Raw genomic sequence first — 22,385 nt, 5'->3', positions numbered from 1 at the left:
CGGCTCTTCCTTGACGCACATCCATGGAACCCGGCGCCACGCTGGCCGGGCCTGAAATCAACGCACTCATGGTTATTTATGGAAAAGTCGAAGTTTCGCAAAATCGCTATCGTGCTCGTCCTGGTCGTGGTGGCCGGTCTGGTTTTCTACAGCGCGCAATCGCCGGGCAAACCGCCGGAGTACCTGACCGCCATGGTCGAACGCACGGACATCGAAAACGCGGTGCTGGCCTCCGGCACGCTCCAGGGCGTCAAGCAAGTCGATGTCGGTGCCCAGGTGTCGGGCCAACTGAAGTCGCTCAAGGTCAAGTTGGGCGACAAGGTCAAGAAGGGCCAATGGCTGGCGGAAATCGACCCGATGCTGGCGCAGAACTCCTTGCGCCAGGCCCTGGTCAACGAGGAGAACCTGGTGGCCAAGCGGCAGGCCACGGCGGCGCAACTCAAGGACGCCAAGGCCACTTATGATCGCTACAAGAAACTGCAGCCGGACGACGCGATCTCCAAGCAGGAATACGAGACCGCCGAGTCCAACTACAGGGTGGAAGAGGCGAACCTGCTTTCCCTCAATGCGCAGATCAAGGACGCCCGCATCCAAGTGGAAACCGCGCGGGTCAACCTGGCCTACACCCATATCGTTGCGCCGATCGATGGCTACGTGGTGGGGATCGTCACGCAGGAAGGCCAGACCGTGATTGCCGAGCAACTGGCGCCGGTCCTGCTCAAGCTCGCCGACCTCGACACCATGACGGTCAAGGCGCAGGTGTCGGAAGCCGACGTGATCCACATCGTGCCTGGCCAAGAGGTGTATTTCACCATCCTGGGCGAGTCGGAAAAGCGTTATTACGCCAAGCTGCGCGGCACTGAGCCGGCGCCGCAGAACTTCCTCGAAACCCAGAACGCCGGGACGCCGAAGCAAAATACCGCGGTGTTCTACAACAGCCTCTTCGATGTGCCGAACCCTGACCATCGCCTGCGCATTTCCATGACGGCCCAGGTCCGTATCGTCCTCGACAAGGCCAAGGACGTGTTGACGGTTCCCGTCGCTGCCCTGGGTGCGAAAAACCAGGACGGCAGCTTCGTGGTCCGTGTGCTGGATGCCGAAGGCAAGGCCCAGCCGCGTAACGTGCGCATGGGCATCAACAACAACGTCCGGGCCGAGATCAAGGATGGCCTGGCCGAAGGTGACAAGGTCGTTATCGGCGAGCCGACCCCGGCCGTGGCGGGAGCCTGACCATGACCCAACCATTGCTGGAACTCAAGGGCATCACCCGCAGCTTCCAGGCCGGCGAAAAGGCCTTCATCGCCCTCAAGGACATCAACCTGACGATCAATGCCGGCGAGGTGGTTGCGATCACCGGGGCGTCCGGCTCCGGCAAGTCGACCTTGATGAACGTGCTTGGCTGCCTCGACCATCCGAGCGCCGGAAGCTACAAGGTGGATGGGCGCGAAACCGGTTCGATGAACGACCGTGAACTGGCGGTGTTGCGTCGGGATCACTTCGGTTTCATTTTCCAGCGCTACCATTTGCTGCCGCACCTGAGTGCCTTGCACAACGTCGAGATGCCGGCGATTTATGCCGGCGCGGGCGAATCGCAACGGCACAGCCGTGCCGGGGAACTGTTGAAACGCCTGGGGCTGGTGGGGCACCTGAGCAATCGGCCCAGCCAGCTCTCGGGTGGCCAGCAGCAACGGGTGAGTATCGCCAGGGCCCTGATGAACGGCGGTGACATCATCCTGGCGGACGAACCCACCGGTGCGTTGGACACCACCAGCGGCAAGGAGGTGATGAAGATCCTGCTGGAGCTCAACCGGGCGGGGCACACGGTCATCATCGTGACCCACGATGAAAAGGTGGCCGCCCATGCCCAGCGCATCATCGAGATCCGCGACGGCGAGATCGTCAGCGATCGACCCAATCCGCAGCAACCGCTGGAGGACCTGTCGCCACAAGGCACACGCCCGGCCAAGGTCAAGCCGGCGAACGGCCTGCTCGCCCGCTTCGGGCTGTTCAGCGAAGCGTTCAACATGGCCTGGGTGGCGCTGGTGTCCCATCGCATGCGCACCCTGCTGACGATGTTGGGCATCATCATCGGCATCACCTCGGTGGTCTCGATCGTGGCCATCGGCGAAGGGGTCAAGGCGTATGTCCTGAAGGACATCCAGGCGATTGGCAGCAATACGATCGAGATCATGCCCGGGGCCGATTGGGGGGACAGTCGCTCAACCGCGATCGAAACCCTGGTGCTGTCCGACGTCACGGCCCTGGGCGACCAGTATTACATCGACAGCGCGACCCCCAACGTTGGTCGTAATCTGCTATTGCGCTATGAAAACATCGACGTCAACGCGACCGTCAACGGTGTCAGCGATAGCTATTTCCAGGTTCGCGGGATCAAGATCGGCTCCGGTGTCGCGTTCAGCAAGGACGATGCCCGGCGACAGTCACAAGTGGTGGTGATCGACCACAATACCCGCCAGCCAGCGATTGTTTGGCCCGAACACCGATCCGCTGGGCAAGGTGATCCTCATCGATAACCTGCCTTGCACGGTCATCGGCGTGACCGAAGACCGCAAGAGCGTCTTCAACACCTCCAAGAGCCTGAACGTATGGATGCCCTATGAAACGGCGGCCGGCCGGTTACTGGGCCAGCGGTTCCTGGACAGCATCACGGTGCGAATAAAGGACGGGCAACCGAGCAAAGTCGTGGAAGACAATGTGGTCAAGCTCCTGACCCAACGCCATGGCCTCAAGGACTTCTTCACCTACAACCTCGACAGCGTGCTGCAGACGGTGCAGAAGACCAGCCAGTCCCTGGCGCTGCTGCTCTCGCTGATTGCGATCATCTCGCTGGTGGTCGGTGGCATCGGTGTGATGAACATCATGCTGGTCTCGGTGACCGAACGAACCCGTGAGATTGGTATCCGCATGGCCGTTGGCGCGCGCCAGTCCGACATCCGCCAGCAGTTCCTGGTGGAGGCGGTGATGGTGTGCCTGATAGGCGGCACCATTGGCATCGCGCTGTCGTTTGGTATCGGCTATGTCTTTTCGATCTTCGTCAAGGAATGGCAGATGGTGTTCTCGATGGGATCGATCGTCACCGCGGTCGTCTGTTCGACCCTGATCGGCATCGTGTTCGGCTTCGTGCCCGCGCGTAACGCCGCGCGGCTCGATCCGATTAATGCATTGGCGCGGGATTGAGCCGGGCTGCCGGGCTCGAACCCAGGCATGGAACCTGTGGCCAGACGTGGAACCTGTGGCCAGACATGGAACCTGAGGCCAGACATAGAACCTGTGGCCAGACATGGAGCCTGAGGCCAGACATAGAACCTGTGGCCAGACATGGAGCCTGAGGCCAGACATAGAACCTGTGGCCAGACATGGAGCCTGAGGCCAGACATGGAACCTGAAGCCAGACATGGAACCTGAGGCCAAACATTGAACCTGTGGCGAGGGAGCTTGCTCCCGCTGGGCTGCGAAGCGGCCCTAAACCCTGGCAGCTCGGTCCGTCTGGTTGATGGAGTCGACCGTGTTGGGGGCCGCTTCGCGACCCAGCGGGAGCAAGCTCCCTCGCCACAGGAATTGTGCCTGGCGCCTTATACCGCCACGCGTGTTGCATGGGGGCGTGTTTCGCCAACCTTCCTCACCGCCTGTTTGAAGCGGTCAAGTACCATGCCGACCTCGGTCTCGGTGATGGTCAAGCTTGAAGCCAGACATGGAACCTGAAGCCAGACATGGAACCTGAGGCCAGACATGGAACCTGAGGCCAGACATGGAACCTGAGGCCAGACATGGAACCTGTGGCGAGGGAGCTTGCTCCCGCTGGGCTGCGAAGCGGCCCTAAACCCTGGCAGCTCGGTCCGTCTGGTTGATGGAGTCGACCGTGTTGGGGCCGCTTCGCGACCCAGCGGGAGCAAGCTCCCTCGCCACAGGAATTGTGCCTGGCGCCTTATACCGCCACGCGTGTTGCATGGGGGCGTGTTTCGCCAACCTTCCTCACCGCCTGTTCGAAGCGGTCCAGCACCATGCCGACCTCGGTCTCGGTGATGGTCAGGGGCGGAAGGAACCGGAGCACTGCGCCATGGCGCCCGCCGGTTTCCATCATCAAGCCATTGTCGAAGCAGTTGAGCTTGATGGCGTGTGCACGTGCGCCGTCAGCCTGGCCGGCGCGCTGGTTGTCTGCCGGCTGGGTGATTTCCACGCCGATCATCAACCCGCGCCCACGGATGTCGCCGATGAATGGACAACGCCGAGCGATGTCCTGCAGGCCGCTCTCCAGCCGCTCGCCCATTCGCGCGGCATGGGCGACGAGATGGTCTCTGCGGATTTGCTGCATGGTGGCGGCGCCGGCAACCATCGCCACCTGATTGCCGCGGAAGGTCCCCGCATGCATGCCAGGCCCCCAGGTATCCAGATGTTCGGCGTACACGATCACCGCCAATGGGTAGCCACCGCCGATGGCTTTGGACAGCACCAGGATGTCGGGGACGATGCCGGCGTGCTCGATGGCGAAGGTGCTGCCGGTGCGCCCCAGGCCGGTCTGGACTTCGTCGACGATCAGCAAGATGTTCTGCTCGAAGGTGATTTCCCGCAGCGCCCGCAGCCAGTTGGCCGAGGCCGGGATGCAACCGCCTTCGCCTTGCACCACCTCGACGATGACCGCCGCCGGCTTGGCGACGCCGCCTTCGGGGTCTGAGAGGACGGTGCGGATGTAGTCGATGGACAGTTGATCGGTGTGCTCGCCATGGGTGCCGAACGGGCATCGAAACCGATAGGGAAAGGGCAGGAAGTGCGTGCCTTGGGCGATCAAGCCATCGCCGGATTTGGGCGACAGCTTGCCCATCGCCGACAATGCGCCGGCCGTCATGCCATGGTAGCCGCCGTGGAACGCCATCAAAGGCGAGCGCTTGGTGTAGTGGCGTGCCAACTTGATGGCGGCCTCGACCGCATCCGAACCGCTGGGCCCGCAGAAGAGAATCTTGCTGGTGTCACGCATTGGCGCCGGCAGCATCGAAAACAGTTCCTGCACGAACGCATGCTTGGCCGGCGTGGCCAAGTCCAATGCCTGCTGCAGATGATCGCTGGCGAGGAAGCGCATCACCGCGTCCCGGACTTCGGGTGGATTGTGTCCGAGGGCCAGTGTGCCGGCGTTCGACAGGCAATCGAGAAACTCCTGGCCGCTGGCATCCTTGATACGCATGCCTTTGCCGCTGACGAACAGTCGCTGGAAAGTCTGCGCATAGGTACGTGCGTTCGATTCGATGTTTTCGAGGTAATTGAGTGCTTCCATATTCGATCATCCATTGGCTATGGAAAGTGAACCGAGCGGGGGCGGTTGCTGCTCGACAGCAAGTGCAGCCATTACTTGGCAAGTCGAGCTCATTTCAACAGGCCCCCGCCGTTATCGCGAGTTTTCCTGCCGGCAGCTGTCCCCAATTTCCACGCCAGACATCGGAACGGGCGCGGGGTTAAATACCTGCCACACCGCTGAGTTGCGCCGGAGCCGGGTGCCTTGCTGTCTTCACCTTTGACGCCCTTTGAGAACCCTATGCCTGCCATCAAGCCCCCAGGAAGAATATTGTGGGTGACACTGTGTGCGGTGGCCTTGAGTGGTTGCGTATTGGGCCCTGACTATCGGGTGCCAGACGTTCCGATTGCCGCCCAGTGGCAGGCACCGGTGCCACATGGTGCGTCCGTGGCCGGGTTGACTGACTGGTGGCAGCAATTTGATGACCCGGCGTTGGCCGAACTGTTGCGTCTGGCCGAAGCCGATAGCCCGTCCATGGACCAGGCCTGGGCCAATATTTCCCTGGCCCGTGCGACCGCCGACAGTGACGCCGCCGATGCCTTGCCCAAGTTCGATGGCAGGTTGTCCGGTGGTCGAGGCGGGCAGCAGACCGGTTCTGAACGCCTGGGGGGCTCAGGTTCTTCGGCCACGATGGATGCCGCTTGGGAACTCGATCTGTTCGGCAAGTTGCGCCGCAACAATGAAGCGGCCAGCTCCCGCGTCGAAGCACGGGTAGATGACTGGCATGACGCGCGGGTTTCGCTGGCGGCCCAAGTCGGTGATTACTACGTGCAATACCGGGGCTGCCAGAAGTTGGCACTGGCCTACCGTGACCAGGCCCAGTCACAACAAGACACTGCACGCATGACGCACCAGTCGTTCGGGGCGGGCTTCACGTCCTCCGCCGACGCAGCGCTGGCCGATGCCAGTGCCGCCAGCAGCGCCGCGACCCTGGTCCAACAGCAGAGCGAATGCCAGGTGCTGCTCAAGAGCCTGGTGGCGCTGACAGGCAGCGATGAACGTCGATTGCTGGAAGTGCTCGGCCACACCCCGGCGCAACTGCCGCAACCGGCAGCACTCAATGTGCAACAGATTCCGGCCGACTTGCTGCGCCAGCGCCCGGACGTCGCTTCCAGTGAGCGCGAGCTGGCAGCGGCGAATGCCGAGATTGGCGTCGCCCAGGCTGATCGCCTGCCGAGCTTGAGTCTTTCCGGGACGATTTCCGTGGGCACCATGGTCGGCCAGCGCAACCGCTCCTGGTCATTGGGCCCGGTACTGTCGATTCCGCTGTTCGACGGTGGCAAGCGTCGCGCGGCGGCGCAGGGGGCCAAGGCCTCCTATGACGCAGCCCTCGCGGTCTACCGCCAGACCTTGCGCACCAGTGTGATGGAAGTGGAGCAGGCGTTGGTGCGTCTCGATGCGGCCCGTCGCCGGGAGTCGGATGTAGAGCGTTCCACCGCCGGTTTCCGGGAGTCTTTCGAGGCCATCGACCGCAGTTGGCAGGCTGGCAACGTCAGCCTGCTGGACCGGGAAACCGCACGCCGCCAGGCGCTGACCGCCGAGATCGAATTGATCACCTTGCAGCAGAATCAGGTGCGCTACTGGATTGCCCTGTACAAAGCGCTGGGAGGCGGCTGGCAAGCCGACCAGCCGCTGGCGCGGAATCGGCCATTGAGCGGAGACGGCGCGTGAGGTCGAGATCGGGCAAGTACGCGTTGGCAATCGTTGTGTGCGCGCTCGTGGTGGCGTTGATCTATTTTCGCCGCGGCACTGAGCCGGCCGAGGCCGCGCCCCGGGTCAGCAGCTTGAGCGTGGAAGTCGTCCAGGCGCAACGCCAGGTCTGGCCGCAATTGTTGTTTGCCACTGGCGCGCTCGCACCCTGGCAGGAAGCGGTGATCAATGCCGAGACCAGTAACCTGCGCATCGCCAGCATCGAGGCCGATGTAGGCAGCCGGGTAAAGAAAGGTCAGTTGCTGGCCACGCTTGCCAGCGAAACGGTGATCGCCGAAGAAAACAAACAGAAGGCGCTCCTCGCCCAGGCCGAAGCCAACCTGGAACAGGCCCGTTCCAATGATCGTCGGGCCCGGGTCGTCGGACAGGGCGGGGCGCTGTCGGAACAACAACGCGAAGACTATCGCATCAAAGTCGCGCTCGCCGAGGCTGATCTCGCCAGTGCCCGCGCCGAACTGCAGAGCACGCGGATCCGGCTCGGACAGACGCGCATCGTCGCCGTCGACGATGGCGTCATTTCGGCGCGCACGGCGCTGCTCGGCAAGGTGCTCTCCGCTGGCGACGAGCTGTTTCGCATGGTGCGCGACAGCCGCATCGAATGGCAGGCCGAGCTGGATGCCCGTCAACTGGCCCAAGTGCAGCCTGGCCAGGTCGCCCGCATGACATTGCCCGATGGCCAGAGCCTGGAAGGGCGGGTGCGGTTGGTATCACCTACGTTGAATACCAAGACCAGCCGGGGATTGATCTATGTCTCCCTGCCAACCGACAGCGCCGCCCAGGCCGGCATGTATGCCAGTGGCCAGATCGAACTGGCGCCGCGGGAGGCCGTCACGGTGCCGGACACAGCCGTTATCCTGCGGGACGGGCGCTCCTATGTGTTCACGCTCAATGACGACATGCATGTGGTCCAGCGGCCGGTGGTGGTCGGCCGACGCATGCATCAGGCCGTGGAGATCCTCAGCGGCCTCGATGAGCCTGCGCGCATCGTGCGTGCCGGCGGTGCGTTCCTCAACGATGGCGCGAGCGTGACCCTCGTTCAATCCCAGGTCGCCCAGCCATGAACATTTCAGCCTTGTCGATCCGCCATCCGGTCCCGGCCGTCATGCTGTTCATCCTGCTGACGCTCTTTGGCTTGGCGGGCTTTGAAAGACTCGCCATCCAGGACTTTCCGGACATGGACCTGCCGGTGGTGGTGATCAGCGCCTCGCTGGAAGGCGCGGCCCCGGAGCAATTGGAAACGGAAGTGGCGCGCAAGATCGAGGACAAGCTGACGTCCCTGCGCCTGCTCAAGCACGTGACTACGACCATCACCGACGGTGCAGTCAACATCAACGTTAGCTTTGATATCGACAAGGATGGCAACGAGGCGCTCAACGAAGTGCGCAACGCGGTCGACAGTGCCATGGCGCAACTGCCGGCGAGCCTGGATACACCGTCGGTTGCCCGGCTGACCACCAGCGCCTCGGCGTTGCTGACCTATGTCATCGACTCCGACAACCTGGATGAAGAAGCCTTGTCCTGGTTCGTCGACAATGAGTTGAGCAAACAGCTGCTGGCGGTGCCCGGGGTGGCCATGATCGCGCGTACGGGCGGGGTCGATCGGGAAGTCCAGGTCGATCTCGACCCTGCGCTGATGGCGGGCCTGGGCATTCGCGTCGCGGACGTCGCCAACCAGTTGCGGGCCATGCAGAAGGACAACTCCGGTGGACAGGGCAACTTGGGCAGCGGTCAGCAAGCCATGCGCACCTTGGGCGCCATTGATGATCCGGCGGCCCTCGGCGCTATCGATATTCCCAGTGGCGACGGGCGCCTGCTTGCCCTGGGGCAGTTGGCCGACATTCGTGACACCCATGCCGAACGTAGCTCGCGGGCGTTTCGTGATGGCCGGCCGGTGATCGGTTTCCAGGTCACGCGTTCCCTGGGATTCTCCGATGTCGGCGTCGCCAATGACGTGCGGCAGGCCATGGCCACGTTTGAGGAACAGCACCCCAACGTGCAAATCGTTGAGGTCAGTGACACGGTCAAGGCCGTGCTCGCCAACTATCACGACTCGATGAATTTGCTGTACGAAGGCATGCTTCTGGCGGTGCTGGTGGTCTGGTGGTTCCTGCGGGACTGGCGCGCCACGCTCATCGTCGCCACGGCGCTGCCGCTGTCGATCATCCCCACTTTCGGCGTGATGTACCTGGCCGGGTTTACCCTCAATTCCGTTTCCTTGTTGGCCTTGGCGTTGGTCATCGGTGTGCTGGTGGACGATGCCATCGTCGAGATCGAGAACATCGCGCGGCACTTGCGCATGGGCAAGACCCCGCTCCAGGCCGCCACCGAGGCCGCGGATGAAATCGGCCTGGCGGTGCTCGCCACGACGGTCACCCTGGTCGCGGTGTTCCTGCCCACGGCGTTCATGGGGGGGATCGCCGGGAAGCTGTTCCGCCAGTTTGGTGTGACGGCGTCGGTTGCGCTGCTGTTCTCACTGCTGGTGGCGCGGCTGCTGACGCCGATGATGGCGGCTTATTTCCTCAAGGCGAGGAACGAAGCCGACCATGACAGCGCCTTGATGACCCGTTACCTGGGCTGGATTCACCTCAGCCTGACTCGGCGCAAGACAACGATGGCTCTGGCCGGCCTGTGCTTCGTCGCAGCTCTGGCGTTGGTGCCCTTGCTGCCCACCAGTTTCCTGCCTGCCCAGGACACCGGCCGTAGCAAAATCACATTGGAGTTGCCGCCAGGAACGACGCTGGAACACACCAGCGCAATGGCCTTGCAGGCCAGCGAGCGGCTGCGTGAGCTTCCTGACGTTACGCATGTGTTCAGCTCTGTGGGGACCGCCAGCAGTTCCGGCTCGAGCCCTGCCGATATCACCGGTGCTGGCGATGCGGTCCTGACGGTGGAACTTGCACCCCGGGATGCACGCGAGCGCAAGCAGGTGGAGGTGGAAGCGCAGATGCGCCAGGTGTTGCGCACACTCCCGGGCGTGCGCATCAACGTTGGCGGCGATGGCAGCGGAGAGAAGCTCAATATCGTCCTTGCCAGTGATGACGGCGATCTGCTGGAGCGCACGGCGAGCGCCCTTGAGCCCCAGTTACGGGAGCTGCGCGGGATCGGCAACGTCTCGTCAAGCAGCGCCCTGCAACGACCGGAAATCCAGATGCGACCGGATTTTGCCCGGGCAGCGGAACTGGGCATCACCAGCCAAGACATCGCCGATACCTTGCGCATGGCGACTTATGGCGAATACTCCTCGCAACTGGGCAAGATCAATTTGTCCCAGCGCCAGGTGGACGTGCGGGTGCGCATGGATTCGCTGTTGCGCGACGACTTGCAGGCGATCAGTCAATTGCGAGTAACCGGTCGAGACGGCCAGGTCGCCCTGGCCTCGTTGGGGGACATCAGCATGGGCAGCGGGCCGGCGCAAATCAGCCGGCTGGACCGCCTGCGCAATGTCACCCTGTCTGTAGAACTCAATGGTCGCAACCTGGGTGAGGTCATGGCCGAGGCCCGCCAACTGCCAGTGATGCGCAACTTGCCAGCCGAAGTGAAGCTGGTGGAGCAGGGCGAACTGCAGTTGATGACGGAACTGTTCGCCAGCTTCGGCCTGGCCATGGCCATTGGCGTGTTCTGTATCTACTCGGTCCTGGTGTTGCTGTTCCACGCCTTCTTGCAACCGGCCACGATTCTTTCGGCACTGCCGCTCTCGCTGGGTGGCGCGTTATTGGCCTTGCTGATCTGCAATTTCAGTTTTTCCCTGCCATCGGTCATTGGCTTGTTGATGCTGATGGGTATCGTGACCAAGAACTCCATTCTGTTGGTGGAGTACGCCATCGTGGCTCGCCGCGATTACGGCCTGGGTCGATACGATGCGTTGGTGGATGCTTGCCACAAACGTGCCCGCCCGATCCTGATGACAACCGTTGCGATGGGTGCCGGGATGTTGCCGACCGCAATGGGAATGGGCGAGGACCCGAGCTTCAGACAGCCGATGGCGGTGGTGGTCATGGGTGGTTTGTTGACATCGACACTGTTGAGCTTGCTGGTGGTACCGGTGATTTTCACTTACGTGGACGATGCGTTGGAATGGGTGAAGCGTTGCACTCGATCGCCAAGGGAGGACGGTACGGCGGAGGGAGGGAACCATATTCCCCCAACAAATACTCGACTCGGTCAGTGAGTGAGCAACCGTTGGGGGGAGTTTTATACGGCTTGTTGAATCGCGTTATTGCCATTCCATTCCATGTGAGCCGGTGTGGCATCCATCGAATGCATCCAACGGATCAGCGAACGACGCCCGCCAATCCCCATCTTTATGGCGGCGCGCTTCAGATAACTTTCAACGGTATTGACTTTCAGGTTCAGTTGCTCGGCAAGTTCGGGGGCGGTGCGCCCGGCCAGCAGCCCCACACACACTTCCGTTTCACGAGAGGACAAACTCAGTCCCGATAGAAGCAGTCGATCAGCGAAGCGTTGACGCAGTGCTTCCATACCGCCATTTTCCGAAGCGTCCAACGCCAGGAACGGATCCTGCCGGGTGGACTCCGGTGGAACAAGCGCCGCTACATGCTCCTCGACCATGGGCAATAAAAGACAGGAAAAATCTTTCAGCAGTGCATGTTCTTGGGCGGTAAATCCTTTTGAAAGAGGCGAACGGTAAATAGACAGTACATAACGACGGCCGTTCTTTCGGGTGCTCAGGTGTAACTGGGTCGTTGTGCTGTAGGCAGGCACTTTTTCCGAGCGTTCGCATTTAAGCAAGCATCGGGAGAAGTTGGGTATTTTTTGCGGCGTTGCGTCTTCGAAGAGAATGTCGTCGGCCAGGAAAAATGGCTTGGCGGTATGCGTGTCCATGAGGGCGCCGACGCAAGCGTTGTCCATGCCGACGCAGCCTAGGCTGGAAGTGCTGGGTTCTGACATATTACTTGTGCCGATCCGTTGCTCGGTAATATGTGTGGCGTCCACGGGGATTTCCGTAAGTATCAAGTCATGCAACATGCGCGGGAAATGGCGGCTACCTGTACTGGCAATGACTTTACCAACGTGCGGGAATAATCGTTGTAGGTTCATCCTTTCTCCAAAATCATCCAATTATTTGATTAAAGCTGCAGCTCAGTGTGCATGGGTATCTTTGCCGGAATGTTTCGATCGGCGAGTAGCTGGGGAGTGTCCAGGGATTTATGGAGTCTATCTGACGAGCGGTGTGTCATGTGCGAATGGGTAAATACAGTTGCTCGGTGGATGGCGTTTTTGCTGAGGACCTCCTCATAAGTTTTCAAAGTGCATGGCAATGTGCCGTAAATGATCTGCTCTCCCTTCGAGCCTAATGCGCTGTTGATTCTTTCAATTGGCCAGCCAGAACGTTTCAGGATCTTTTCCATCAGGGTGTCAACGATAATTTCATATGTGTGAATTTTTTGTTGTTGGGCAAACTTAATCATTGACAGGAAAAGTGCCGCTGTGCGAATGTCTACATTAGCTCGGGTGAGTTTTCTCGTGGAAAGATTGTTGGCTGAAAGTGCAAATCTAGTGGCTTCCCAACAGTGATTCAAAGGCGGTCTGGTTTTTTCGGTGGGAAGAATAAAGCTCAGGGACCCATTCATCAATGTGGGTTTGCTGGAGGCGCGTAGTCGAACACAGCCGGTGACGCGGTCGTTTTCATGGGCGTAGAGATAGAGCGCGTCGGGGTCGTCGTATTCATCCCACTCATAATCGCTGCCTTGATAACTTTTAATGTCCCATTTCTTTCGATCGATGAAGGCGAGTTTTCGAATGGACAATATTTGTTCGAGGGTTTCGAGGGGGATGTTTGAGTAGCTTACGATGCGGGTGGATACGCCGGAAAATTCATAGGTGCACGGGGAGTAGTTCATCGGTGCGACTTCTTGGCTGCAGGTGAAGCTACTGTTAACTTTGCACTAAGGTATTTCAACTGTCCTAAAGTACAGTCTTTGATTTATAGAGTGTGTAGCCTAATTAGGGGGCGGTGCGCTGGCGGGGCACCTTATAAGTAGAGGGGTGCTCGTTAGTTGTGGATTTGTATTGCTTGGCATCCAAAAAAGTATAGGCGCGAAATGGTGGCAAACTGGTGTTGATTAAAGGGTGTTGCCTGAAAATGAAATAAATCTGGCCTCTTGTTTTTTTGACGATTCTAAAAATGTCACCCATAACAGACTGATATTATTTTGTTCAAAAAATTGACGCGCTGAAAATAAACTTCAGTGCCTGTAAACAAAAGGTCATCTAGTCGTGGGCACGGTGACTTTCTATCGCGGGTTGACTCACGGACAGGGAGTCCAAGGATTATGGATTGGCGAGCGGTTTGAAGAGGTGTGGCACATTGATGGTGGTCTAGTGTGATTGCTCTATTTAAGTTGGTTGTCTGACCTCGTATGACTGAGTTGCTGACTTCATGGCTCTGCCTGAGATCATGCGGAAGGATGATGGATCGATCTGACCCTGGAAACTGGCCGTACCGGCTGCTGATATGGATGGATACTATGAATTATATTGCGCTTTCGTTGTTGACCGTGTTGTTGGTTCCGGGACCAACGAACTCGTTGTTGTTGCAAGCGGGTATAAGTAAAGGGCTCAATTCGCTTTCGATGCGCTTCGTTGCAGCAGAATGGTTGGCATACGTTATTCAGATGACGATGTGGGGAGTATTCATTGACTTACTGATAGCCGATCACTCGTGGGTAGTGATCGCCACCAAAATCTTTGCTGTGTGTTTTCTGTTTTATATTTCCTTGAAACTTTGGTTCTCGGTAAAAGACCATGGGCCTGGCGCAACGACGGGTATTACCGTTCCGGATTTATTCGTGGCAACGCTGACAAATCCCAAAGGCTTGTTTTTTGTTTCCTTCGTTGCGCCGGCGGGAACATTCCTGTCGCTGGATAGCTGGCTGTCGTTCATGCTGCTATTCTCAGCCATTATTTTTCCGGTAGGGTTGGTGTGGATTGCGGCTGGCGCTTTTTGTGGTCGAAAGTTCCACGCGATTGTATCCGGGCGGTTTTTAAATCGAGCCATTTCCCTGGTGATTGGGTTGTTTGCCTGCGGCATGCTTTTCAATATCGCATCCCAGGTGAATTTCGCCTGAGTGTGCTCTGGTATTAAAGTTGAGTGGCGACGAATGTCAGATGAGGTTCAACTGCGCCGCTTTGAACATGGCTTGCTTGACGTTGGTGCACTCCATTTTTTCAGTCATTTGCTTGGCATGAAATTTCACTGTTCGTTCGGTGATATTCATGATCAAGCCAATTTCCTTATAGTTTTTTCCAAGCGCAAGCCAGCGCAAGAATTCTATTTCCCTGGGCGATAGCTTGAGCGTGCTTTCTACACCGACCTCAAGCGGGCGGTGCTGGTTGGCGATGATGCTGAGCGTCTGAATAATGACCATATTCTCCCTGACAATAGTTGGGAAGTCAGGATCATTCTCTTCCGAGGACAAGTGAATAGAGCCGAACGATCTGCCCGGCTCATGAATCGGAATGGTGAACCCTTGCTTGATGCCATAGGACGCGGATTGATCAAATATTTCCGGGTTATTGTCCAGTTCTTGTGGAATTTCATCCCAGAAAAAAGGCGTGGCGGTAATGGCTGTGTTGGCCATGACCGGATCTGATTTATGCAATGAATTTCTGCGGTAAGTGTCCACCCATTCAGCGGGGTAATTGCTGTGGATGGAGACTTTGGCATTATCGAAGGGTGCGGCCTCCAGATGAACATAAGCAAATTTTTCAAGCCCTAGTTTCGAGAACATCCAACCGAGTATCTCGGTGTACTCGTCGTGGCTTTTCCCTGGAATATTATTCTCCACCTCTTGAATTAAATTGAACAGGTGGCTTGGAATAGGCTTGAGCATAATGGATGCGCTCGAAAAATATTAATGTGAATACCTTTGCACAGTCAGGTATGTCACCTTGATATTCGCCAAGCGGAGTAGATGAGTTTTACAACCTCAGCACCCATCACCACTGGCGGTTTTGTGGCCGCGATCGGAGCTGCGAAGGGGATTGGTATATCGGGAGGGCACATCCAATTCATCGGGGGGTGCTTCAGCGCGCGATAATAACCCCTCATCCCGCAGTGTAAGGTTTGTTCTTTCAGTTGGGGTGATGTCATTTTGCGTCCTTGCCAGTGCAACCTCAGCCCATTGCCCCCTGAGGTTGCAGTTAATTACATCGACTGAAACGATTAACTGGGGACAGTATAGACAGCTTTTCCGCAACAGCGAGAAACATTGAAAAACCTCTATTTTTCATGCTGCAAAGCCCTTTTCAGGAACCCTGCTGTTCGACTCTCCCGGGACTTCGCCACACTCTTCGGAGCCCCACAAGCGACCACCTTTCCGCCCTGGGTTCCAGCGCCCGGGCCAATATCGATGACCCAGTCACTCTGCGCCACCACCCGCATGTCATGTTCCACCACAACCACCGTATGGCCTCCATCCACCAGGCGATTCAACTGCACCAGCAAGCGGTCCACGTCCTGGGGATGCAGCCCGTTGGTGGGTTCGTCCAATACATATAACGTCGTGCCCCGGGCCTTGCGCTGCAGTTCCGTCGCCAGCTTGATCCGCTGGGCTTCGCCGCCGGACAGCTCCGTAGCCGGTTGGCCCAGGCGCAGGTAACCCAATCCGATATCCTGCAGCACGTGTAACGAACGCCTGGCCGCCGCTTGCTCGGCAAACACCTCGAGCGCCTGGTTCACGGTCAGTTGCAAGACCTGGGAAATGTCCAGGCCCTGCCAGCGAACCTCGAGGGTCTGCGGGTTGTAGCGCGCGCCGTGGCAGGTGGGGCAGGGGGCGTACACGCTGGGCATGAACAACAATTCGACGCTGACGAAACCTTCACCTTCGCAGGTCTCGCAGCGACCCTTGGCGACGTTGAAGGAGAAACGCCCGGCATCGAACCCCAGCGCCTTTGCCTGCTCAGTGGCAGCGAACAATTTGCGCACGTGATCGAACAGCCCGGTGTAAGTGGCGAGGTTGGAGCGCGGGGTGCGGCCGATGGGTTTCTGGTCTACCTGGACCAGCCGCTTGACCGCGTCGAGCCCGGCGGTCACGCGCCCAGCGCTGGTTTGCACGGGTTCGTCTTCCAGGCTTTGCTCGTCGGGCTCGGCGTTGGGGCTGGCCTGGCCCAGGTGGGCGCCCACCAGATCCAGCAGGGCCTGGCTGACCAGGCTCGATTTGCCGGAGCCAGAGATACCGGTCACGGCGGTGAAGCAGCCCAACGGGAAGGCCGCGCTCAGGTTGTCGAGGTTGTTGCGGGTGATACCTTCCAGGCGCAGCCAATCCTTGGGGGCGCGCGGGCTGCGTGTCGTGGCGTGTTCTTCACTAAACAGGTAGGCGCGGGTGCGTGATTCGGTGACCTGGCCAAGGCCGGCCGGTGGGCCGCTGTAGAGGATTTTGCCACCTTGTTCGCCAGCGTCCGGGCCGACGTCGATGAGCCAGTCGGCACGGCGCATGGTGTCGAGGTCGTGTTCGACTACAAACACCGAATTGCCCGCTGCCTTGAGGCGTTGCAGGGCGCCAAACAGCGCTTCGCTGTCGGCCGGGTGCAGGCCGGCGGAGGGTTCGTCCAGCACGTAGATCACGCCGAACAGCTGGGAATTGAGTTGGGTCGCCAGGCGTAGGCGTTGCAGTTCGCCGGAGGAAAGCGTCGGCGTGCTGCGCTCCAGGGCGAGGTAGCCGAGGCCCAGGTCGATCAGGGTGACGATCCGTTCCAGCAGCTCCGCGGCGATGCGCTGTGCGGCCAGGCGTTTTTCCAGGGAAAGGTTGGGTGTGTGGCGGGCGTCCGGTCCACCGACGTGGGGGTTTTCGCCCCGGGCGGCGCGTTGTTCCCGGGCCTTTCGGGTTTGCTGGTGACTGAGGACATCCCCTGTTTCTTCGGCCTGTTCAAGGTAGTCAGGGGCCTGGACCCGCTTGAGCACCTCGGCCAGTTCGAGCAGGGACAGGTGCGACAGCTCGGCGATGTCCAGGCCGGCAAAGGTTACGGTTAGCGCTTGGCGCTTGAGGCGCTTGCCTTCGCACACCGGGCAGGGGCTGGCGCGCATGTATTGCGCCACGCGTTTGCGCATCTGGGCGCTTTGCGAGTGCATGAAGGTGTGCAGCAGGTAGCGTCGGGCGCCGCTGAAGGTGCCTTGGTAGCTGGGTTCGAGCTTGCGCCTGAGTGCTTCGCGGGTCTGGGCCGGGGTCAGTCCCGCGTAGACGGGAACGGTCGGGGTTTCTTCGGTGAAAAGAATCCAGTCCCGTTGCTTTTTCGGCAGGTCGCGCCAGGGGATGTCGACGTCATAGCCCAGGGTCACGAGGATGTCCCGCAGGTTCTGGCCTTGCCAGGCCATGGGCCAGGCGGCCACGGCGCGCTCGCGGATGGTCAGCGATGGGTCCGGCACCATGGAGGCTTCAGTCACTTCATAGACTCGGCCCAGGCCGTGGCATTCCTGGCAGGCGCCTTGGGGCGTGTTGGGCGAGAAGTCCTCGGCATAGAGCATCGGTTGGTCGGCCGGATAGCTGCCGGCGCGGGAGTAGAGCATGCGGATCAGGCTCGACAGGGTGGTGACGCTGCCCACCGACGAGCGCGCGCTGGGTGTGCCGCGCTGTTGCTGCAAGGCAACGGCCGGGGGCAGGCCCTCGATGCTGTCCACGTCTGGCACGCCCACCTGGTCGATGAGGCGCCGCGCGTAGGGCGCGACGGATTCGAAATAACGACGTTGGGCCTCGGCATAGAGCGTGGAAAATGCCAGCGACGACTTGCCGGAACCCGACACTCCCGTGAACACCACCAGGGCATCACGGGGGATGTCCACGTCGACGTTCTTGAGGTTGTGTTCTCGAGCACCGCGTACCCGGACGAAACCGGTGGTTTGAGGCAATGAAGAGGCGGCGGGGCCGGAGCGTGGGGGCATGGAGCGTTCCTTGTGGGCATCTGCTTGTCGCACTGGGGCGGTCAGGTGAGGCGGCGTCACGGGAAGAATGTAACCTGGATCACAGCGCTGACATTTATGCGACCGGGTTTGGCCATTCTCGTGCGATAAAAATTTACTCCGGACAAAAGAGATGAGAAAAGCTTCGCAGTTTTCCCCTGGATACGGACCTCCCCATGTCTCGTTCAAAACTGCTCTCTAGATTATTTGTCGCGCTGCTGGTCGGCGCGGCGCTGTGGTACATGTGGATGCTTGCCAGTGCCAAGCTGGAGTGGGGCGGCGACGGCCCCGATCAGCAAACGGTGGGCACCGTGAAGGATACTCGCTTGCGGGCGATGACCCAGTATTGCACGGGCGTGACGGTGACACCGCAGGGGACTTGGCTGGTGGCGCGGCTGGAGGAAGAGGCCCGAACGTTCGAGCCGTCCGCGGACGTTGTAAACCTGGATGCGGTGGTCTATGGCAAGCCCGTCGAGACTGAAGAACCGGAGGAGCCCAGCACCTTTTCCCGTTTGTTCTCTCGTGGGGAAACGGAAACCTCCTTCATTTCCCGCCTGGATGACAAGGGGCAGTTTCAGCTTGTGGCCCATGTCAGCGGCGCCGCTTGTCTTGTGGCCAGTCCCGATGGGACCAGTGTGTTCCTGCTCACGGGCCTGCGTCGACCTGAGACGGCGAATGCCCCGGAGCCCGATCAGACCGTGGTCTTTCGCAGCGACGATCAAGGCCAGCGCTGGACGTGGTTGACCCAGGGTTGGTTTCCCGAGGCCGATTCGTTGGCCTGGAGCCTGGTTCCCTATTTCCACGGCGTGAATGAAGTCTGGGCCGTGGGCACGCCGGACGGCGTGAGGGAGGACGGCGATGAAGCAAAGCCGATTGCCGTTTCCACCGGCGTCTTTTACTCGGCTGATCGCGGTGCGCACAGCTCGCCGATCATGGCACCCGAGTCGCTGCTCGTATCTGCCGGATACGTCCATGGCAAACGCCCGGACATCACTGGCTGGCACACCAGCGAAGGCGCAAATGGGACCGTCCGGACCAGTGTCCTGCAATTGGACGCGCAGACGGCCTTTATCTGGGTCTCCCAACGCTTCTGGGGTAGCCACCCGGATGGCGTCAGTGACAACATCGCAGTTAACGTCACGACACGGGCGCGGCTGCTAGCCAAGGCTGGGCAGTGGCAGGTCGTGGAGGTGCAGCGTGCCGACAACCTGTTCGTGAGCAAGCTGCTGCAGAACGACGCCGGGCGGGTGATGGGGCTGATTGACCAGGGCGACCTCGGGCAAGCTGTTGTCGCCGAATTGGATACCGCCGCGCTGACCTGGACGCCCATGGGGGAATTGCCCAGCGTGTTTTCACCCCTGGCGTCGCAGACCCAGGTGCGTGGTGACAATCTCTGGATGGGACAAGACACCCTGCTGATCAACACCACCAGCGAGCACCATCCACCGCGCTGGCTCTATTGGTGGTCGGACGCGAACATCTCTGCCAACGGGGTGTTTTATTCCAAGGATTGGGGCCGCTCCTGGCAACGCCTCGCCATCGGCGGTTACCTGGGTATCCTCGGTTTTCAACCGGCCCAGGACCGGGTGATCTGGGCCAACGGCAACTGGTACGACAGCAATGACGGCCGTGTCTATTCCTATGGCTTGCGCTGAACCCAGACAGCCCCTGACACACAGCTGAACGGCTGTTGTGGCGAGGGAGCTTGCTCCCGCTGGGCAGCGCAGCGGCCCCAAGGCCAGGCGCCACGGTGTGTCAGGCTGATGTGGGCAGCTTCATGGGGGCGCTTCGCGCCCAGCGGGAGCAAGCTCCCTCGCCACAAAAGCGGCCTTCATTTGCTGGACGTCCGGGTGTGCTCACGGATGGGGAGTTTAGTTTTTGAAGAAGTGGAACGCGGAGCGTCCCTGGCGACATTCCCACGCAGGAGCGAGGGAACGATCGACAGCCCCTGACACACAGCTGAACGGCTGTTGTGGCGAGGGAGCTTGCTCCCGCTGGGCTGCGCAGCAGCCCCAAGGCCAGGCGCCACGGTGTGTCAGGTTGATGTGGGCCGCTTCATGGGGGGGCGCTTCGCGCCCCAGCGGGAGCAAGCTCCCTCGCCACAAAAGCGGCCTTCATTTGCTGGACATTCGTGTCTGCTCTCGGATTCGGCGTTTAGTTTTCCCGAGTTGATTTCAATCAAGGGCCCAAGCCACGGGCGGGCCCCACAATGATCGCCAAGATCCTGTCTTCAAGCCCTGGCGCTCATGACCCGTTCCTCTGTGATGTTACACCTATCCCGCTCCTGGCTCCCCGGGCTGTTCGTTCTACTGCTGATGTTCGCTGGAATCGTCCAGGCCAAGGACTACGGTGACCTCCCGCAACAACGCATCCACCACGTCCTGGGCTCGGTCGATTCGATCTCCGAACCCGACGGTCCCTTCAAGGTTCGCAAGCTGTCCGCCGCTGGCAAGGTCGCGGGCTACGTGTTCCAGAGCCTGGATGTGGTGGACATTCCGGCGTATTCCGGCAAGCCGATCAACGTCCAGGTCATTCTCGATCCTACCGGGGTGATTCTCGACGCCTATGTGCTTGAACACCACGAACCGATCCTGCTGATCGGCATCGCCGAAGAAAAACTCCACGGCTTCAGCGCGCGCTACAGCGGCATCAAGGTCAACCAGCGAGTGGTGGTAGGGCATTCCAGCGACCCGAATGCGGTGACGGTCGATGCGATCGCCGGCGCCACGGTGACGGCCATGGTGGTCAACGAAGTGATCATGCGCGCCGCCCACGATGTCGCGGTGTCCCTCGGCCTGGTCAAGGGCGATGCGGGGTTGGCCGTGGCACCGGCGCGGGTGCGCGCGGATATCTACGAGGCTGCCGACTGGAAGACCTTGGCGGGCAACGGCGCGGTCCGTCGCCTGCACCTGACCCGTGGCCAGGTCGATGCGTCCTTCAAGGGCACCGAAGCCGAACAGGTCGAGACCGCCAGCGGCGAGCAGGTGAATGACACCTTCATCGACCTCTACGCCACCCACCTCAACCCACCCTCCATTGGCCGAAACCTGCTGGGCGAGGCGCAATACCGCACGCTGATGGCCGAGCTCAAGCCGGGCGAGCAAGCCATCGCAGTGATGGGCAGTGGTCGTTATTCCTTCAAGGGCTCGGGTTACGTGCGCGGCGGCATTTTCGACCGGGTGCAGTTGCGTCAGTCCGGCGACACCATCAGTTTTCGCGACCTGGATTTCCAGCGCCTGAATGATGTGGCCCTTGATGACATGCCGGACTTCGATGAAATGGCGATTTTCATCATCCGTGCCGCCCACCGTTTCGACCCCGGCTCGCCCTGGAACCTGGAGCTGCTGGTGCGCCGCCAGACCGGTCCGGTCAGCGGCACCTTCAGCAGTTTCGAGCTGGCCTATCAACTGCCCGAACCCTACCTGGAACGGCCATTGCCCACCGCCGAGCAACTGGCGGCCGCCGAAGAAGCCAGCCGGCCAATGTGGTTGACACTCTGGTACCAGAAAAACGTGGAGATTTCGGTGTTGGGTGCGGCGTTGCTGGTCCTCACCGCGATCCTGTTTTTCCAGGATTCACTGGCCCGGCGGCCCACGTTGTTGCACTGGGTACGTCGCGGTTACCTGGTATTCACCGTGGTGTTCCTGGGCGGCTTTGCGCTGGCGCAGTTGTCAGTGGTCAACGTGCTGACCTTCGTCCACGCCCTGTTCGAAGGCTTTCGCTGGGAACTGTTCCTCACCGATCCGCTGATCTTCATCCTCTGGGTGTTCACCGCCGGCAGCATTCTGTTGTGGGGACGCGGGGTGTTCTGCGGCTGGCTGTGTCCGTTCGGCGCGTTGCAGGAGCTGATCAACGAACTGGCGCGCAAGCTCAAGGTGCCCCAATACGAGCTGCCGTTCGCCGTGCATGAGCGGCTGTGGGCGATCAAGTACATCATTTTGCTGGTGCTGTTCGGCGTCTCGCTGGAGTCGATGTCCAGCGCCGAACGGCTGGCCGAAGTGGAGCCGTTCAAGACCGCCATCACCCTCAAGTTCGACCGCCAGTGGTGGTTCGTGGCATACGCAGCGGGCCTGCTGGTGATCAATGTCTTTACCCGCAAAGTCTATTGCCGCTACGTCTGCCCGCTGGGCGCCGCCTTGGCGATGCCGACCCGCCTGCGCTTGTTCGACTGGCTCAAGCGCCGCAAGGAATGTGGCAACCCCTGCCAACTGTGCGCCAAGGAATGCGAGATCCAGGCGATCCATCCCGATGGCCGGATCAACGCCAACGAATGCCACTACTGCCTCGACTGCCAGATGACCTGGCACAACGAAAACAAATGCCCACCGCTGATCAACAAGCGCAAGAAGCGCGGCAAGGCGACCGTGACCGATGCGCAACTGATTCCCGTGGTGCAGGTGAACCCGGCGCCTTGAGGCACCCCAATGGCCTGTCCCTTGACCGTTTCATTCTTCA

At 60.2% G+C, this 22,385-nt stretch carries 14 protein-coding genes; 9 read left to right on the top strand and 5 right to left on the bottom strand.

Annotated features, from left to right (window positions below; genetic code table 11):
- Positions 1-78 precede the first annotated feature (78 nt).
- The 3 genes from macA to J3P88_RS18180 are packed head-to-tail and all read left to right on the top strand — an operon-like array spanning position 79 to position 3,198.
- On the top strand, positions 79-1,230 hold the full coding sequence (gene macA / locus J3P88_RS18190; RefSeq protein ID WP_186710323.1) for a macrolide transporter subunit MacA: 1,152 nt from the start codon (positions 79-81) through the stop codon (positions 1,228-1,230).
- A 2-nt stretch (positions 1,231-1,232) separates the two neighbouring features.
- Positions 1,233-2,534 (top strand): ATP-binding cassette domain-containing protein, encoded by a 1,302-nt coding sequence (locus tag J3P88_RS18185; RefSeq protein ID WP_434570758.1) that lies wholly within the window; start codon positions 1,233-1,235, stop codon positions 2,532-2,534.
- A complete protein-coding gene (locus J3P88_RS18180; RefSeq protein WP_434570756.1) occupies positions 2,485-3,198 on the top strand; it encodes an FtsX-like permease family protein in 714 nt (237 codons plus the stop codon). The genes J3P88_RS18185 and J3P88_RS18180 overlap by 50 nt, the downstream gene beginning before the upstream one ends.
- A 748-nt stretch (positions 3,199-3,946) precedes the next feature.
- On the opposite strand, the gene J3P88_RS18175 is transcribed toward J3P88_RS18180, so the two are convergent.
- Positions 3,947-5,287, bottom strand: coding sequence for a diaminobutyrate--2-oxoglutarate transaminase family protein (locus J3P88_RS18175; RefSeq protein ID WP_434570754.1), 1,341 nt, complete (start codon positions 5,285-5,287; stop codon positions 3,947-3,949).
- A 258-nt stretch (positions 5,288-5,545) separates the two neighbouring features.
- Between J3P88_RS18175 and J3P88_RS18170 the strand changes: the two genes are divergently transcribed.
- From J3P88_RS18170 to J3P88_RS18160, 3 genes are read left to right on the top strand one after another with little or no spacing between them, the layout of a single operon-like run.
- Positions 5,546-6,976: an efflux transporter outer membrane subunit gene (locus J3P88_RS18170; protein WP_434570752.1), complete on the top strand. Its 1,431-nt coding sequence runs from the start codon at positions 5,546-5,548 to the stop codon at positions 6,974-6,976.
- Positions 6,973-8,076, top strand: a complete 1,104-nt coding sequence (locus J3P88_RS18165) for an efflux RND transporter periplasmic adaptor subunit (RefSeq protein WP_434570750.1) — start codon at positions 6,973-6,975, stop codon at positions 8,074-8,076. The genes J3P88_RS18170 and J3P88_RS18165 overlap by 4 nt, the downstream gene beginning before the upstream one ends.
- The gene (locus tag J3P88_RS18160) at positions 8,073-11,183 is read left to right on the top strand and encodes an efflux RND transporter permease subunit (protein ID WP_434570749.1); all 3,111 of its coding nucleotides are present in this window, start codon (positions 8,073-8,075) and stop codon (positions 11,181-11,183) included. The genes J3P88_RS18165 and J3P88_RS18160 overlap by 4 nt, the downstream gene beginning before the upstream one ends.
- A gap of 23 nt (positions 11,184-11,206) precedes the next feature.
- Here the strand turns inward: J3P88_RS18160 and J3P88_RS18155 are convergent, their stop codons facing one another.
- A complete protein-coding gene (locus tag J3P88_RS18155) occupies positions 11,207-12,073 on the bottom strand; it encodes a helix-turn-helix domain-containing protein (protein ID WP_186710335.1) in 867 nt (288 codons plus the stop codon).
- 29 nt (positions 12,074-12,102) lie between these two features.
- A complete protein-coding gene (locus J3P88_RS18150) occupies positions 12,103-12,876 on the bottom strand; it encodes an acyl-homoserine-lactone synthase (RefSeq protein ID WP_434570747.1) in 774 nt (257 codons plus the stop codon).
- Between the two features lie 627 nt (positions 12,877-13,503).
- Here J3P88_RS18150 and J3P88_RS18145 point away from each other — a divergent pair.
- On the top strand, positions 13,504-14,103 hold the full coding sequence (locus J3P88_RS18145) for a LysE family translocator (protein WP_434570745.1): 600 nt from the start codon (positions 13,504-13,506) through the stop codon (positions 14,101-14,103).
- A gap of 36 nt (positions 14,104-14,139) precedes the next feature.
- On the opposite strand, the gene J3P88_RS18140 is transcribed toward J3P88_RS18145, so the two are convergent.
- Both J3P88_RS18140 and J3P88_RS18135 read right to left on the bottom strand, forming a co-directional pair.
- The gene (locus J3P88_RS18140) at positions 14,140-14,868 is read right to left on the bottom strand and encodes a helix-turn-helix transcriptional regulator (RefSeq protein ID WP_186730805.1); all 729 of its coding nucleotides are present in this window, start codon (positions 14,866-14,868) and stop codon (positions 14,140-14,142) included.
- Between the two features lie 389 nt (positions 14,869-15,257).
- Positions 15,258-17,912: an excinuclease ABC subunit A gene (locus tag J3P88_RS18135; protein WP_434570742.1), complete on the bottom strand. Its 2,655-nt coding sequence runs from the start codon at positions 17,910-17,912 to the stop codon at positions 15,258-15,260.
- Positions 17,913-18,106: 194 nt separating this feature from the next.
- Between J3P88_RS18135 and J3P88_RS18130 the strand changes: the two genes are divergently transcribed.
- Together J3P88_RS18130 and nosR are read left to right on the top strand one after the other, a co-directional pair.
- Positions 18,107-19,585, top strand: a complete 1,479-nt coding sequence (locus tag J3P88_RS18130) for a hypothetical protein (RefSeq protein WP_434570741.1) — start codon at positions 18,107-18,109, stop codon at positions 19,583-19,585.
- 609 nt (positions 19,586-20,194) lie between these two features.
- Entirely contained in the window at positions 20,195-22,345 is a 2,151-nt protein-coding gene (gene nosR, locus J3P88_RS18125; protein ID WP_434576531.1) for a transcriptional regulator NosR, read from the top strand.
- The last annotated feature ends 40 nt before the right edge of the window (positions 22,346-22,385 follow it).

The organism is Pseudomonas sp. Z3-6 (assembly GCF_051131985.1).
Lineage (GTDB): Bacteria > Pseudomonadota > Gammaproteobacteria > Pseudomonadales > Pseudomonadaceae > Aquipseudomonas > Aquipseudomonas zanjanensis.
This window is presented reverse-complemented; position numbering and strand designations above follow the sequence as displayed.

Bases quoted from the DNA above. Each gene is read 5' to 3' on its own strand.
- macA (WP_186710323.1), top strand. From the start codon at position 79: ATGGAAAAGTCGAAGTTTCGCAAAATCGCTATCGTGCTCGTCCTGGTC.
- J3P88_RS18185 (WP_434570758.1), top strand. From the start codon at position 1,233: ATGACCCAACCATTGCTGGAACTCAAGGGCATCACCCGCAGCTTCCAG.
- J3P88_RS18175 (WP_434570754.1), bottom strand. From the start codon at position 5,287: ATGGAAGCACTCAATTACCTCGAAAACATCGAATCGAACGCACGTACC.
- J3P88_RS18170 (WP_434570752.1), top strand. From the start codon at position 5,546: ATGCCTGCCATCAAGCCCCCAGGAAGAATATTGTGGGTGACACTGTGT.
- J3P88_RS18160 (WP_434570749.1), top strand. From the start codon at position 8,073: ATGAACATTTCAGCCTTGTCGATCCGCCATCCGGTCCCGGCCGTCATG.
- J3P88_RS18155 (WP_186710335.1), bottom strand. From the start codon at position 12,073: ATGAACCTACAACGATTATTCCCGCACGTTGGTAAAGTCATTGCCAGT.
- J3P88_RS18150 (WP_434570747.1), bottom strand. From the start codon at position 12,876: ATGAACTACTCCCCGTGCACCTATGAATTTTCCGGCGTATCCACCCGC.
- J3P88_RS18145 (WP_434570745.1), top strand. From the start codon at position 13,504: ATGAATTATATTGCGCTTTCGTTGTTGACCGTGTTGTTGGTTCCGGGA.
- J3P88_RS18140 (WP_186730805.1), bottom strand. From the start codon at position 14,868: ATGCTCAAGCCTATTCCAAGCCACCTGTTCAATTTAATTCAAGAGGTG.
- J3P88_RS18135 (WP_434570742.1), bottom strand. From the start codon at position 17,912: ATGCCCCCACGCTCCGGCCCCGCCGCCTCTTCATTGCCTCAAACCACC.
- J3P88_RS18130 (WP_434570741.1), top strand. From the start codon at position 18,107: ATGTCTCGTTCAAAACTGCTCTCTAGATTATTTGTCGCGCTGCTGGTC.
- nosR (WP_434576531.1), top strand. From the start codon at position 20,195: ATGTTACACCTATCCCGCTCCTGGCTCCCCGGGCTGTTCGTTCTACTG.